Raw genomic sequence first — 13,553 nt, forward strand, 5'->3', positions numbered from 1 at the left:
CGGAAATCAGCCGTCGAAGAATTCCTTCATCCGGGCAAAGAAGCCCGTCGATTCCGGATTGTTCTCCTTCGAGGAGAGCTGCTCGAACTCCTGCAACAGCTCGCGCTGACGCTTGCTGAGTTTCTGCGGCGTCTCGATCTGAATCTGGATATAGAGATCGCCCGTCTGCGCCGAACGCAGCACCGGCATGCCCTTGCCCTTCAGACGGAATTGCTTGCCCGGCTGGGTGCCCTCGGGAACCGTGACGCGTGACTTGGTGCCGTCGAGTGTCGTGACATCGAAGGTGCCGCCAAGCGCTGCCGTCGTCATGGAGATCGGTACGGTGCAATAAAGATCGGCACCGTCGCGCTGGAAGAACTCATGCGGACGCACGGACAGGAAGATATAGAGATCGCCCGCCGGACCGCCGCGCATGCCGGCCTCGCCTTCGCCCTGCAGGCGAATGCGGGTGCCGTCTTCGATACCCGAGGGAATGTTGACCGAGAGCGAGCGCTCTTCCGTTACACGGCCCTGACCATGGCACTTGCCGCACGGATCGGAGATCGTCTGCCCGCGGCCATGGCAGGTGGGGCAGGTGCGTTCCACCGAGAAGAAGCCCTGTGCTGCGCGCACGCGGCCGGAACCCTGACAGGTAGCGCAGGTCTTCGGCTGTGTACCTGGTTTGGCGCCAGAGCCCGAACAGACATCACAGGTGATCGAGGTAGGAACCCTGATCTGCGCCGTCTTGCCGGTGAAGGCTTCTTCCAGCGTGATTTCCATGTTGTAGCGAAGATCGGCGCCGCGTTCGCGCCCGCCGGAAGAGCGGCGCGCACGGCCACCACCCATCATCTCGCCGAAGATGTCCTCGAAGATGTCGGAGAAGCCGCCATTGGCGAAACCGCCGCCGCCAAAGCCGCCACCGCCGCCCATGCCGCCATTTTCAAATGCGGCGTGGCCGAAACGGTCATAGGCCGCGCGCTTCTGCGGGTCCTTCAGCGTTTCGTAGGCTTCGTTGATTTCTTTGAATTTCCGTTCGGAATCGGCATCATCAGGATTCTTGTCCGGATGGTACTTCATCGCGAGTTTGCGGAAGGCGCTTTTCAGCTCTTTTTCGTCCGCGGTCTTGCTGACGCCGAGTGTTTCGTAAAAGTCTGCTTTCGCCATTAAGTTAACAAGCCCCGCAAATGGATTTCCGGCTGCACTCGGCAGCCGGATGTCTTGCATATGTTGTCAGGAGACGGGAAGTCACGCGATTATGCGGACTTCTTGTCGTCCTTGATTTCTTCATAGTCGGCGTCGACGACGTCGTCCTTGCCGCCTTCAGAAGCATCACCGGCCTCCGCCTGCTGCGCTTCGTAAATGGCCTGACCAAGCTTCATGGAAACTTCCATGAGGGTCTGGGTCTTCGCCTGAATGTCGTCTGCGTCAGGCTCGGCGGCTTCGACAGCGGTCTTCAGGGCGGCTATGGCGTCTTCGATTGCCTTGCGGTCGGTCTCGGAAACCTTGTCACCATATTCCTTCACCGACTTTTCGGTGGAGTGAATGAGGCTTTCGGCCTGGTTTTTGGCTTCCACACCGGCGCGACGCTTCTTGTCGGCTTCGGCATTGGCTTCGGCGTCCTTGACCATCTTTTCGATGTCGGCGTCGGAAAGACCGCCGGAGGCCTGGATGCGGATCTGCTGTTCCTTGCCGGTGCCCTTGTCTTTCGCCGAAACCTGCACGATGCCGTTGGCGTCGATATCGAAGGTGACTTCGATCTGCGGAACGCCGCGCGGCGACGGTGGCAGGCCGACGAGGTCGAACTGGCCGAGCAGCTTGTTGTCCTGGGCCATTTCACGCTCGCCCTGCGAAACGCGGATGGTCACGGCCGACTGGTTGTCTTCGGCGGTCGAGAAGGTCTGGCTCTTCTTCGTCGGGATCGTCGTGTTGCGATCGATCAGACGGGTGAAGACGCCACCCAGCGTTTCGATGCCGAGCGACAGCGGGGTCACGTCGAGAAGCAGAACGTCCTTGACGTCGCCCTGCAGAACGCCGGCCTGAATGGCGGCGCCCATGGCAACCACTTCATCAGGGTTCACGCCCTTGTGCGGCTCCTTGCCGAACAGCTGCTTGACGACTTCCTGTACCTTCGGCATGCGGCTCATGCCACCAACGAGAACGACTTCATCGATCTCGGCAGCGGTAACGCCGGCATCCTTGAGGGCAGCCTTGCAAGGGGCGACGGTGCGCTGCACCAGATCGTCCACCAGGCTTTCGAACTTGGCGCGGGTCAGCTTCAGCGTCAGGTGCTTCGGACCGGAAGCATCAGCCGTGATGAACGGCAGGTTGATTTCGGTCTGCTGCGAGGACGACAGTTCGATCTTCGCCTTTTCGGCAGCTTCCTTGAGGCGCTGCAGGGCAAGCTTGTCGTTCTTCAGGTCGATGCCCTGATCCTTCTTGAACTCGCCGGCCAGATATTCGACCAGACGCATGTCGAAGTCTTCACCGCCAAGGAAGGTATCACCATTGGTGGACTTCACTTCGAAAACGCCGTCGCCGATTTCCAGAACGGAAATATCGAAGGTGCCGCCGCCAAGGTCGTAAACGGCGATGGTCTTGCCGTCCTTCTTGTCGAGGCCGTAAGCAAGCGCTGCCGCGGTCGGCTCGTTGATGATGCGCAGAACATCCAGACCGGCAATGCGGCCGGCATCCTTGGTTGCCTGACGCTGGGCGTCGTTAAAATAGGCCGGAACGGTGATGACGGCCTTTTCGACCTTTTCACCGAGATAGGATTCAGCCGTTTCCTTCATCTTCTGAAGGATCATCGCGGAAATCTGCGACGGGGAATAATTTTTGTCCTGAGCCTTCACCCATGCGTCGCCATTGTCGCCCTTGACGATTTCAAAGGGGACAAGAGCCTTGTCCTTTTCGACGGTCGGGTCTTCGTAACGGCGGCCGATAAGGCGTTTCACCGCAAACAGGGTATTGGTCGGGTTGGTGACCGCCTGGCGCTTGGCCGGCTGGCCGACAAGGCGTTCGCCATCGTCGGAAAATGCCACCATGGACGGCGTGGTGCGCGCGCCTTCCGCATTTTCAATTACTTTCGTGTCCTTGCCGTCCATCACTGCGACGCAGGAATTGGTCGTGCCAAGGTCGATACCGATTACTTTTGCCATGCTCTTCTCTCCTTGAAGCGAGCCGTCGGAACCCCGTGAGGCATTCCATTGACAACTCCTTGACTTGGATTTGCAGTATTCGCTGCAGTTATGCGGCGTATATAAGGAGCGATTTTTCCTGCTGCAAGGCGCAAGAGAGGGGTAAGAGCAGCAAAAAGCGGATGAATCCCTTGTCTGTGCAGAAGCATAGCCATCAACGCATGCGGAAGCGGAAAAACGCGACTTTGACGCTACGTCCTTGCAACACGGTCGGCAACACCAAGGTTCATATGTAAGTCGGTGAAGATGAGGTGAAATGGCGGACAGGGTGGGATTCGAACCCACGGTACGCTTTCACGCACACACGCGTTCCAGGCGTGCGCCTTAAACCACTCGGCCACCTGTCCTTTTTCAAGTCTGCATGTCATGAAGAATGCAAATCACTGGAACGGCGCGATATATACCGATGAATTCGCAGGGATCAACACGAATCTGACAGTTTTTTGAAATGTCGGCAATTTCCTGTGTTCCGACGCGATTGCAAACCGGTTTTCCCACCTTTATCGATGCATTATAGGTTTCAAAAAGTGGCTGTCTGACCGGCAGATCGTGAGCGAGGTATACCAATGAAAGCTTTTTTGCGGTTTTTGAGCTTTCTTTTCCTCGTTGCGGCGGTTTTTCTGGGCGTGCTCGATTCGATCCGCTCGGTTTCCACATCCTCGATCGACATCACCGGCATCCTGTCCGTCTGGAACTATCTTCTTCCTGCTTCCCGCACCATGGTGGAAGCGGCCTTGGCTCACTATATTCACCCTGAAGCGTGGCGCTTCATTGAAAACGCCCTGACGGCGGTGCCCGCATTTGCCGTTTCCCTGGCGCTTTCCCTGCTCTGCTGGATGGCGGGGTACAGGAAACACAGGCCGATGAGGCGTTTGTCAGCCTGACTTGTGTCAGCCGAATTGCGCGCGCCCGCAGATGTGAACCATGAAAAGCGGCGGAGCTGGCCGCATGGAGGACCGAATGTTCCTGTTCGATACGCTTTCAAAAAAGACGACGATGCCGACGCAAGAAACCGCCTTGCCTGGCCGTGAAGCGGCGCTTGCGGTGCCGGAGGCCCATTTCGTCAATGGCCGGCCTTTGAAGGGGCCTTATCCCGACGGCCTTGAAACCATCTATCTCGGCATGGGCTGCTTCTGGGGCGCGGAACGGCTGTTCTGGAAAACGCCGGGTGTGTGGGTGACGGCGGTGGGGTATGCCGGCGGTTTCACCCGCAATCCCACCTATCAGGAGACGACGACAGGTCAGACGGGCCACGCGGAAGTGGTCAAGGTTGTCTACGATCCGGCCGTGATCTCGCTCTCGGGCCTCTTGAAGATATTTTTTGAGGAGCACGATCCGACGCAGGGCATGCGACAGGGCAACGATGTCGGCACGACCTATCGTTCCGCCATCTACGCGACGACGGAAGGCCAGTTGCAGCAGGCGCAGAAGGCCCGCGATGCTTTTCAACAGGCTTTGGAGGAGGCTGGCCATGGCAGTGCCATCACCACCGAGATCGGGCCGCTTGAAAAGTTTTATTACGCTGAAGACTATCATCAGCAATATCTTGCCAAGAACCCGGGTGGCTACTGCGGCCTCAGGGGAACGGGCGTAAGCTGCAATATCGACTAGATTTTTTGCAGGTCGCCCCGGTGGAAAGACCAAAAAAGCGCCAGAATAAAGTTTTTCCACCGGGTCAAAAAAACCGGATGAATTTTTCATTGAGCCATGCAAGGATATGAGCCAAGCACAGCCGGGAAACACGGCTGGCGGTTCCGCAGACATTCCCGGTCAACGGGTTTGCGGGAGGACCCTTAAAATATCAATTGCAACAACAGGGCTGCACAATGAAAAAATCCCTTCTGACGCTTTTTGCGCTTGCCGCAATGTCGGCTTCCGCGCTCGCCGCCGATATCAAGCCGGCACTGGTCTATGGCACGGGCGGCAAGTTCGACAAGTCGTTCAACGAAGCCGCTGCGGCCGGCGCTGAAAAGTTCAAGGCGGAAACGGGCATCGACTACCGCGACTTCGAACCGACCAGCGACACGCAGGGTGAACAGGCTATCCGCAACTTCGCGAGCAAGGGCTTCAACCCGGTTGTTGCTGTCTCCTTCGCCTGGACCTCGGCCATGGAAAAGGTCGCAGCCGAATTCCCCGATACCAAGTTCGTCATCGTTGATTCCGTCGTCGAGCTGCCGAATGTACGCTCCGTTGTCTACAAGGAGCACGAAGGCTCCTATCTCGTTGGTCTTCTGGCAGGCATGGCCTCCAAGACCGGTAAGGTCGGCTTCATCGGCGGCATGGATATTCCGCTGATCCGTAAATTCGCCTGCGGTTATGCTCAGGGCGCGAAGGCTGCCAACGACAAGATCGAAGTCTTCCAGAACATGACCGGCACCACGGGTGCTGCCTGGAACGATCCGGTGCGCGGTGGCGAGCTGACCAAGAACCAGATCGACCAGGGCGCCGACGTGATCTACGCGGCAGCTGGTGCGACCGGTATCGGCGTGTTGCAGACCGCCGCCGACAACAAGAAGTTCTCGATCGGCGTCGATTCCAACCAGAACCATCTGCATCCCGGTTCGGTTCTGACCTCGATGGTCAAGCGCGTCGATCTGGCTGTCTACAATGCCTACAAGGATGCCAAGGACGACAAGTTCACCCCCGGCATCGTTGCGCTGGGCGTCAAGGAAGACGGCGTCGCTTACGCTGTTGACGACAACAACAAGGCCCTGATCACACCGGAAATGACCGCCGCCGTGGACAAGGCAAAGGCCGACATCATTGCCGGCAACGTCAAGGTTCATGACTATATGGCGGACAATTCCTGCCCGAAATGATATGATATGTGACTGGGGCGCATGATGATTTTTCATCTTGCGCCCTTTTCATATCCAGCCTTCGGAGAGGTTTCGGTTTGAGTATGGACCCAGCAATCGAACTCGTAGGCATCGACAAGAAATTCGGTGCCGTTCACGCCAACAAGAATATCAATCTGACCGTTGCCAAGGGCACGATCCACGGCATCATCGGGGAAAACGGCGCCGGAAAATCGACCCTGATGTCGATCCTCTACGGTTTTTATCAGGCCGATGCCGGCGAAATCCGGGTGAATGGTGCGCCGGTCTCGATCCGCGACAGTCAGGCCGCGATCAGTTCGGGCATCGGTATGGTGCATCAGCACTTCATGCTGGTGGAAAATTTCACCGTGCTTGAAAACGTCATGCTGGGCGCGGAAGGCGGAGCATCGCTCGCCAAGGGTCGGGCAGCCGCGCGCAAGGAGCTGCAGCGCCTCGAGGACGATTACGGGCTGGAAGTCGATCCCGATGCGGTGATCGAGGAATTGCCCGTTGGCCTGCAGCAACGTGTCGAAATCCTCAAAGCCATGTATCGTGGCGCGGAAATCCTGATCCTCGATGAGCCGACCGGTGTTCTGACTCCGGCTGAAGCCGATCACCTTTTCAAGATCCTCGGCGTCCTGCGTGAGCAGGGCAAGACTGTCATCCTTATCACCCACAAGCTGCGCGAGATCATGGCGATCACGGATTCCGTCTCCGTCATGCGCCGCGGCGAAATGGTGGCGACCCGCAAGACCTCCGAAACCAGCGTCGAGGAACTGGCCGAACTGATGGTCGGCCGCCGGGTGCTGCTCAGGGTGGAAAAGGGCGAGACGACGCCGGGCGAAGTTCTCCTCTCCATCCGCAATCTCACCGTCAAGGACAGCCGTGGCGTCACCATGGTGGATGATGTCTCTCTCGATGTCCGCGCCGGTGAAATCGTCGGTATCGCCGGTGTGGCCGGCAATGGCCAGTCCGAACTCCTTGAGGCGATCGCCGGCATCCGCAAGCCTTACTCGGGTGAGATATGGGTGGCCGGACAGAAGGTCGACCGTCCCGATCCGGCCATTTTGCGCGAGCTCGGTCTCGCGCATATTCCGGAAGACCGACACCATATGGGGCTGGTGCTGAAATTCGAGGAATATGAAAACTCCATCCTCGGCTATCACCACGATGAGCGCTACGGCAAGGGACCGTTCCTCAACCCCGAAGCCATCCGCAAGGATGCGGTCGAAAAAATCGAGAAATACGATATCCGTCCGCCGAACCCGCAGCTGAAGACCGCCAATTTTTCCGGCGGCAACCAGCAGAAGATCGTCGTCGCCCGCGAAATCGAACGTGACCCCAAGATGCTGATCATCGGCCAGCCGACCCGCGGCGTGGATATCGGCGCCATCGAATTCATCCATCGCCGCATCATTGAAATGCGCGATGCCGGAAAGGCTATCCTGCTTGTTTCGGTCGAACTCGATGAAATCCGTTCCCTTTCGGACCGGATCATGGTCATGTTCGCCGGGCGTGTCGTTGGAGAAAAAACGGCGGAAGCCGAAGAACAGACGCTGGGCCTGATGATGGCCGGCATCGCCGCATGAGGCATGAATGAGCACCGCTTCCACCCCCCTGCCAAACTGGATCAGCTACGGCCTGCTGCCGCTGCTGAACGTCGTCACCGCCTTTCTGATTTCCGGCCTCGTCGTCTGGTCCATCGGTGAAAATCCGCTGGCGGCACTTCGCCTGCTCGTCGAAGGCGCCCTCGGTCGTGGCGACGCCATCGGCTTCACGCTGTTTTACACGACGAGCTTCATCTTCACCGGCCTCTCCGTTGCGGTCGCTTTCCATGCCGGCCTGTTCAATATCGGCTCCGAAGGTCAGGCCTATATTGGCGGGCTGGGTGCCGCACTGGTGGCGCTTGCGCTCGACCGTTATGTGCCCTGGTATGTGACGATGCCCTTCGCCGTCATCGGTGCTGCACTTTTCGGCGCGGCCTGGGCTTTCATTCCGGCATGGCTGCAGGCAAAACGCGGCAGCCACGTCGTCATCACCACCATCATGTTCAACTTCATCGCCGCGGCCTTGATGGTCTATCTGCTGGTGAATGTGCTGATCGTGCCAGGCAAGATGGCCCCGGAAACGCGCACCTTCTTGGCCGGTGGCCAATTGCCGAAGCTGGACTGGCTGATGGCGCTGTTCGGCCTCAAGCTCGGGCCGGCGCCGTTCAACGTCTCCTTCATCATCGCGCTGGTCATGTGTTTCCTCGTCTGGGTGCTGATCTGGCGCACCAAGCTCGGGTACGAGATGCGCACGCTCGGCGTCAGCCCTTCAGCGGCCGTTTATGCCGGCATTCCCTATGCGCGCACCGTCATCATCGCCATGCTCATTTCTGGTGGTCTGGCGGGAATGATGGCGCTGAACCCTGTCATGGGCGCTTCCGCCCGCCTGCAGGTGGAATTCGTCGGTGGCGCAGGTTTCGTCGGCATCGCCGTGTCGCTGATGGGGCGAAGCCACCCGCTCGGCATCATCTTCGCGGCATTGCTGTTCGGCATTCTCTATCAGGGCGGCGCGGATCTTTCCTTCGAAATGCCTAACATTACCCGCGAAATGATCGTGGTCATTCAGGGTCTGGTGATCCTCTTCGCTGGCGCGCTGGAATATATGTACCGGCCGGCGATCGTCCACATCTACCAGCGCTTGGCAAAGGGGTGAGCTGATATGGATTTCTTCGATATGATGGTCAGCATCCTCGGCTCGACCGTCCGTCTCACCATCCCGCTGCTCTTCACCGCGCTTGCCGGGCTTTTTTCCGAACGCGCCGGCGTGTTCGATATCGGCCTTGAAGGCAAGATGCTGGCGGCGGCCTTCGCGTCCGCCTGTGTTGCCTATATCACCGCAAATCCCTGGGCCGGTCTGCTGGCCGGCATTGCCGTCTCCATCCTGTTCTCGCTGATCCATGGTTTCGCTGTCATCACCAATCGCGGCAACCAGATCGTATCGGGCGTGGCGTTGAACTTCATTGCTGCCGGTCTGACCGTGGTTCTGGGGCAGGCCTGGTTCGGGCAGGGCGGCCGCACGCCGCAATTGCCGGGTGAGGGCCGTTTTGCCCCGATCATTTTGCCCGGTGCGGATACGATGCGGGAGGTGCCTTTCATCGGCCCGCTCTACGCTAACGTAATCTCCGGCAATAACATCCTCACCTATCTCGCCTTTCTGGCGGTGCCGCTGTCCTGGTGGGTGCTTTATCGCACCCGTTTCGGCCTGCGTCTGCGCGCTGTCGGTGAAAATCCGGGTGCCGTCGATACGGCAGGCATTTCGGTGACGTGGATGCGCTACCGCGCCGTTATCGTTGCCGGTTTCCTTTGTGGTTTTTCGGGCGCCTATCTCGCCGTTGCGCAATCGGCGGCCTTCATTGCCAACATGTCGGCGGGCAAGGGCTATATCGCGCTGGCGGCGCTGATCTTTGCAAAATGGAAGCCGGTGCCGGTCATGTTCGCCTGCCTGCTGTTCGGTTTTCTGGATGCCTTTGCCAACTTCATGCAGGGCAAATCCGTGCCCGGCATCGGCGAGGTGCCGGTGCAGATATTCCAGGCCATGCCCTATATTCTGACCTGCATCCTGCTTGCCGGTTTCATCGGCGTCGCCAAGCCACCAAAGGCCGGTGGCGTTGCCTATGCGAAGGAGCGTTAAGCTTATGTCCTCCGATACCCAATCCCATGCCCTGTTCGAGGCAGCGGTGGAGGCAATGGCCTTTGCCCACGCGCCCTATTCGAAATTCCCGGTCGGTGCAGCAATCCGCGCCGAAGACGGCAAGATCTACAAGGGCGCCAATATCGAGAACCTTTCCTTCCCGCAGGGCTGGTGCGCCGAACCTTCCGCCATCAGCGCCATGATCATGGGTGGGGCAAAAAAGATCAGCGAAATCGCCGTCATCGCCGAAAAGCTTGCTCTCTGCCCTCCCTGCGGCGGCTGCCGGCAGAAGATCGCCGAATTCGCCACGCCGGAGACGAAAGTCTATCTGTGCGACGAAACCGGCGTCCAGAAGGTCATGACCATGGAAGAGCTTTTGCCCTTCAGCTTCAAGACAGAGCTGCCCTGATGCCGGATATGCTGATCGATATTCTGGTGGAGCGCCTGAACGGCCTGATGCCGCGCGTGGCCATCGTCCTCGGCTCGGGTCTGGGTTCTCTGGTGGAAGAGGTCAGCGATCCGATCCGGGTGCCCTATGCCGAACTCCCTGGTTTTCCCGCAAGTGGCGTCTCTGGCCATGCGGGCGAGCTGGTGGCCGGTTATCTCGGTGGTGAACCGGTCATGATGCTCTCCGGCCGGGTGCATTATTACGAAAAGGGCGATCCCTCCGCCATGCGTGCGATCATCGGGGCGCTGGCTGGTCTCGGCGTGCAGTCGCTCATCCTCACCAATTCGGCGGGTTCGGTAAGGCAGGATATGCCGCCCGGCTCGGTCATGCAGATCACCGATCACATCAACTATTCCGGCATGAACCCGTTGATCGGCGAGGAAAGCGACCGACGCTTCGTCGGCATGACGACAGCTTACGATCCTGATCTGATGCTTGCCATGCGCAATGCCGCGATCCGCGCGACGGTGCCTTTGTTCGGCGGCGTCTACATGTGGTTTTCCGGCCCGAGCTTCGAGACGCCGGCGGAAATCCGCATGGCGCGGCTGCTGGGAGCGGATGCCGTCGGCATGTCCACCGTGCCGGAAGTCATCCTTGCCCGCTTTTTCGGGATGCGTGTTGCCGCCGCATCGGTTATTACCAATTACGGTGCCGGCATGACCGGCGCGGAACTGAGCCATGAAGAAACCAAGGATATGGCTCCCGTGGGTGGCAAGAGGCTTGCCGCCATTCTGAAGGAAATGATCGCAGGAGGAGCGTGACCATGGAACTCCAGCGTCCGCGCGAAGCGGCTGCCCTGACACTGTCCTTGCTGGACCTGACAAACCTCAAGGAAGACTGCACGCCTGAGCAGATTGCTGCTTTGTGCCAGAGGGCGCATACGGAATATGGCAATACGGCGGCGATCTGCATCTGGCCCCGCTTCGTCGCTCAGGCGCGTGCGGCGTTCGGAAAGGACCACGCGATCCGCATCGCCACGGTCGTCAACTTTCCTTCGGGTGACCTCGACGTCGCAAACGTGGTCGCGGAAACCGAGGCCGCGATCCGCGACGGCGCCGACGAAATCGATCTGGTCATTCCCTATCGCAAATTCATAGCAGGCGATGAATCGGCGGTTTCCACCATGGTGGCCGCTGTGCGTAAGGCCTGCGCAGCACCCGTGCTTCTCAAGGTCATTCTTGAAACCGGTGAGCTGAAGGACAAGGCGCTGATCCGTCGCGCTTCCGAGATCACCATTGCCGAGGGGGCCGATTTCATCAAGACCTCTACCGGCAAGGTCGCGATCAACGCCACGCTGGAAGCCGCCGACATCATGTTGCAGGCGATCCGCGACAGCAGGCAAAAGGTTGGCTTCAAGCCCGCTGGCGGCATCGGTACGGTGGAAGACGCCACGCTTTATCTGCGGCTGGCGGAAACCATCATGGCGCCCAACTGGGCCATGCCGTCCACCTTCCGTTTCGGCGCTTCCGGCGTCCTCGACGACGTATTGAACGTGCTGGCCGGCGGTGAGCCGGCCAAGGCTGCCAGCGGGTATTGAGCTTGATCCCGCAGGAAATCATCCGCCGCAAACGCGATGGCCTGTCTCTGGAACCGCAGGAGATCGCCGCTTTCATAAGCGCGCTTTCGAAAGACGGCATATCGGAAGGCCAGGCGGCGGCCTTTGCCATGGCGGTGTTTTTCCGCGGCATGAACCGGGACGAGATGGTGGCGCTGACGCTCGCCATGCGCGACAGCGGCGATGTTCTGTCCTGGAGCGATATCGGCAGGCCGGTGGCGGACAAGCACTCGACCGGCGGTGTCGGCGACAATGTCTCCCTGATGCTTGCTCCCATCGTTGCCGCCTGCGGTCTCGCCGTGCCTATGATCTCCGGCAGGGGTCTCGGCCATACCGGCGGCACGCTGGACAAGCTGGAGGCGATCCCCGGTTATAACGTCATGCCGGACGAGGCGCTGTTTCGCCAGACGGTGAAAACGGTCGGCTGCGCCATCATCGGCCAGACGGGCGATCTCGCCCCCGCCGACAAACGCCTCTATGCCATCCGCGACGTGACCGCGACGGTGGATTCCATACCGCTGATCACCGCCTCCATCCTGTCGAAGAAGCTTGCAGCCGGGCTGCAGACGCTGGTTCTGGATGTGAAGGTCGGTAACGGTGCTTTCATGCAGAGCGTGGAGGATGCCCGCAATCTCGCCCGCGCGCTGGTCGATGTGGCGAATGGCGCGGGCCTGCCGACGACGGCTCTGATAACCGACATGAACCAGCCGCTTGGCGATGCCGCGGGTAATGCGGTCGAAATCGTCAATTGCCTGGATTTTCTGGCTGGCCGCAAGGTGGGTACCCGTCTCGAACAGGTCGTGCTCGCCTTCGCTGCTGAAATGCTGGTGCACGCCGGAAGCGCTATTACGCTGGATGAAGGCGAGGCGCTCGCTGTGGCCGCTCTTTCCTCCGGCAGGGCCATGGAGGTCTTTGCGCGGATGGTTTCGGCACTCGGCGGGCCTTCGGATTTCGTTGAACGCCCGTCCCATTACCTGCCATCCGCACCGGCCACTCTCCCTGTTCCGGCTCCGCGCAGCGGCTGGCTCGCATCCTGTGCGACGCGCGATCTCGGTATGGTCGTTGTCGAGCTTGGCGGCGGCAGAAGAAAACCGTCGGATACCATCGACGCTGCGGTCGGTATTTCGGACATCCTGCCGCTCGGCACAAAAGTAGAAAAGGGCGAACCTATCGCCCTCGTCCACGCGGCTTCGAAAGAAGAAGCGGAACGCGCCGCCGAAAGGATTGCGGCCTGTTACGGGATTGGGGACTCTGTGACAGAGACCGGCAACGTGGTTCTTGAGCGGATTATCTGACCAGCCGCATTTCGCCGTTCGACACCTTGAATGACGACAATTGCTTCAAAAAGCTCATGCCGATCAGCATGTTGCTCAGCGCATTGTCTTTGAGCACCATGGCATCGACATTCTGGACACGGATCGTGCCGATTTCCACGCGGTCGAGCTTCACATAGGCCGCCATGGTCTGGCCGTTGGCGGTTGAGATCGCATATTTAAAGTCGAGGCTGTTGACGCCGAAACCGAGCCGCCGGGCGATCGTCTCGTTGATGGCGACCGTGGAGGCGCCTGTGTCGACAAGCCCGTCGAAAGATTTGCCGTTGATACGGAAGGTGGCGTTGAAATGACCGCGCGCATCCGCCTTCAGACTGACGCCGCCCAGCGACACCGGCTGCGGTTTGGCAAGTTCGGTGGTGGCATCGGATTTTGCCGCGCCGGTTTCCGGGCGTGGCTGAAATTTTTCCATCAGCGCCGGGATCTGCGTGGCGCTGACCGAAAGACCGACAAGCAGAAAAATCGCACGCGCCAGCAAGTGATTGCTCCTAATCGCAAGGTTTATCCACATGCAGCATAGGCGCAAAACATGCTGAAATCTTAAAAGAA

13 protein-coding genes and 1 tRNA gene are annotated in these 13,553 nt (G+C 59.4%); 10 read left to right on the forward strand and 4 right to left on the reverse strand.

Annotated elements, in window-relative coordinates; genetic code table 11:
• Positions 1 to 6: 6 nt before the first annotated feature.
• From dnaJ to MRBLRC7O_RS13015, 3 genes are all read right to left on the reverse strand, one after another.
• Complete coding sequence (gene dnaJ, locus MRBLRC7O_RS13005; protein ID WP_004439156.1) at positions 7 to 1,143, reverse strand: molecular chaperone DnaJ; 1,137 nt, start codon at positions 1,141 to 1,143, stop codon at positions 7 to 9.
• Between the two features lie 89 nt (positions 1,144 to 1,232).
• A complete protein-coding gene (gene dnaK, locus MRBLRC7O_RS13010) occupies positions 1,233 to 3,134 on the reverse strand; it encodes a molecular chaperone DnaK (protein WP_080865696.1) in 1,902 nt (633 codons plus the stop codon).
• 296 nt (positions 3,135 to 3,430) lie between these two features.
• A tRNA-Ser gene (locus MRBLRC7O_RS13015) sits at positions 3,431 to 3,520 on the reverse strand.
• A 219-nt stretch (positions 3,521 to 3,739) separates the two neighbouring features.
• On the opposite strand from MRBLRC7O_RS13015, the gene MRBLRC7O_RS13020 reads away from it, so the two are divergent.
• The 10 genes from MRBLRC7O_RS13020 (at position 3,740) to deoA (ending at position 12,968) form a co-directional block, all read left to right on the forward strand.
• Positions 3,740 to 4,057: a hypothetical protein gene (locus MRBLRC7O_RS13020; protein WP_003507229.1), complete on the forward strand. Its 318-nt coding sequence runs from the start codon at positions 3,740 to 3,742 to the stop codon at positions 4,055 to 4,057.
• Positions 4,058 to 4,133: 76 nt separating this feature from the next.
• Positions 4,134 to 4,784, forward strand: a complete 651-nt coding sequence (gene msrA / locus MRBLRC7O_RS13025; RefSeq protein ID WP_003507231.1) for a peptide-methionine (S)-S-oxide reductase MsrA — start codon at positions 4,134 to 4,136, stop codon at positions 4,782 to 4,784.
• 215 nt (positions 4,785 to 4,999) lie between these two features.
• The gene (locus tag MRBLRC7O_RS13030; RefSeq protein WP_003507232.1) at positions 5,000 to 5,992 is read left to right on the forward strand and encodes a BMP family lipoprotein; all 993 of its coding nucleotides are present in this window, start codon (positions 5,000 to 5,002) and stop codon (positions 5,990 to 5,992) included.
• 83 nt (positions 5,993 to 6,075) lie between these two features.
• Positions 6,076 to 7,581, forward strand: coding sequence for an ABC transporter ATP-binding protein (locus tag MRBLRC7O_RS13035; RefSeq protein ID WP_080865699.1), 1,506 nt, complete (start codon positions 6,076 to 6,078; stop codon positions 7,579 to 7,581).
• A gap of 7 nt (positions 7,582 to 7,588) precedes the next feature.
• Positions 7,589 to 8,692, forward strand: a complete 1,104-nt coding sequence (locus MRBLRC7O_RS13040) for an ABC transporter permease (protein WP_003507236.1) — start codon at positions 7,589 to 7,591, stop codon at positions 8,690 to 8,692.
• A gap of 6 nt (positions 8,693 to 8,698) precedes the next feature.
• A complete protein-coding gene (locus MRBLRC7O_RS13045; RefSeq protein WP_003507239.1) occupies positions 8,699 to 9,670 on the forward strand; it encodes an ABC transporter permease in 972 nt (323 codons plus the stop codon).
• 4 nt (positions 9,671 to 9,674) lie between these two features.
• Positions 9,675 to 10,079: a cytidine deaminase gene (locus MRBLRC7O_RS13050; protein WP_003507241.1), complete on the forward strand. Its 405-nt coding sequence runs from the start codon at positions 9,675 to 9,677 to the stop codon at positions 10,077 to 10,079.
• Positions 10,079 to 10,879, forward strand: a complete 801-nt coding sequence (locus MRBLRC7O_RS13055) for a purine-nucleoside phosphorylase (protein ID WP_003507243.1) — start codon at positions 10,079 to 10,081, stop codon at positions 10,877 to 10,879. The genes MRBLRC7O_RS13050 and MRBLRC7O_RS13055 overlap by 1 nt, the downstream gene beginning before the upstream one ends.
• 2 nt (positions 10,880 to 10,881) lie before the next feature.
• Positions 10,882 to 11,655, forward strand: a complete 774-nt coding sequence (deoC, locus tag MRBLRC7O_RS13060; RefSeq protein WP_003507245.1) for a deoxyribose-phosphate aldolase — start codon at positions 10,882 to 10,884, stop codon at positions 11,653 to 11,655.
• Positions 11,652 to 12,968: a thymidine phosphorylase gene (gene deoA / locus MRBLRC7O_RS13065; RefSeq protein WP_080570326.1), complete on the forward strand. Its 1,317-nt coding sequence runs from the start codon at positions 11,652 to 11,654 to the stop codon at positions 12,966 to 12,968. The genes deoC and deoA overlap by 4 nt, the downstream gene beginning before the upstream one ends.
• On the opposite strand, the gene MRBLRC7O_RS13070 is transcribed toward deoA, so the two are convergent.
• Positions 12,961 to 13,482, reverse strand: coding sequence for a TIGR02281 family clan AA aspartic protease (locus MRBLRC7O_RS13070; RefSeq protein ID WP_003507249.1), 522 nt, complete (start codon positions 13,480 to 13,482; stop codon positions 12,961 to 12,963). The genes deoA and MRBLRC7O_RS13070 overlap by 8 nt on opposite strands.
• Positions 13,483 to 13,553 lie beyond the last annotated feature (71 nt).

This window comes from Agrobacterium radiobacter (genome assembly GCF_040801995.1).
Taxonomy (GTDB): domain Bacteria; phylum Pseudomonadota; class Alphaproteobacteria; order Rhizobiales; family Rhizobiaceae; genus Agrobacterium; species Agrobacterium radiobacter.

Excerpts from the sequence above, each read along its gene's own strand:
- MRBLRC7O_RS13020 (WP_003507229.1), top strand. The coding sequence starts at position 3,740 with ATGAAAGCTTTTTTGCGGTTTTTGAGCTTTCTTTTCCTCGTTGCGGCG.
- MRBLRC7O_RS13055 (WP_003507243.1), top strand. The coding sequence starts at position 10,079 with ATGCCGGATATGCTGATCGATATTCTGGTGGAGCGCCTGAACGGCCTG.
- MRBLRC7O_RS13030 (WP_003507232.1), top strand. The coding sequence starts at position 5,000 with ATGAAAAAATCCCTTCTGACGCTTTTTGCGCTTGCCGCAATGTCGGCT.
- MRBLRC7O_RS13035 (WP_080865699.1), top strand. The coding sequence starts at position 6,076 with ATGGACCCAGCAATCGAACTCGTAGGCATCGACAAGAAATTCGGTGCC.
- msrA (WP_003507231.1), top strand. The coding sequence starts at position 4,134 with ATGTTCCTGTTCGATACGCTTTCAAAAAAGACGACGATGCCGACGCAA.
- dnaJ (WP_004439156.1), bottom strand. The coding sequence starts at position 1,143 with ATGGCGAAAGCAGACTTTTACGAAACACTCGGCGTCAGCAAGACCGCG.
- MRBLRC7O_RS13045 (WP_003507239.1), top strand. The coding sequence starts at position 8,699 with ATGGATTTCTTCGATATGATGGTCAGCATCCTCGGCTCGACCGTCCGT.
- MRBLRC7O_RS13040 (WP_003507236.1), top strand. The coding sequence starts at position 7,589 with ATGAGCACCGCTTCCACCCCCCTGCCAAACTGGATCAGCTACGGCCTG.
- dnaK (WP_080865696.1), bottom strand. The coding sequence starts at position 3,134 with ATGGCAAAAGTAATCGGTATCGACCTTGGCACGACCAATTCCTGCGTC.
- MRBLRC7O_RS13050 (WP_003507241.1), top strand. The coding sequence starts at position 9,675 with ATGTCCTCCGATACCCAATCCCATGCCCTGTTCGAGGCAGCGGTGGAG.
- deoC (WP_003507245.1), top strand. The coding sequence starts at position 10,882 with ATGGAACTCCAGCGTCCGCGCGAAGCGGCTGCCCTGACACTGTCCTTG.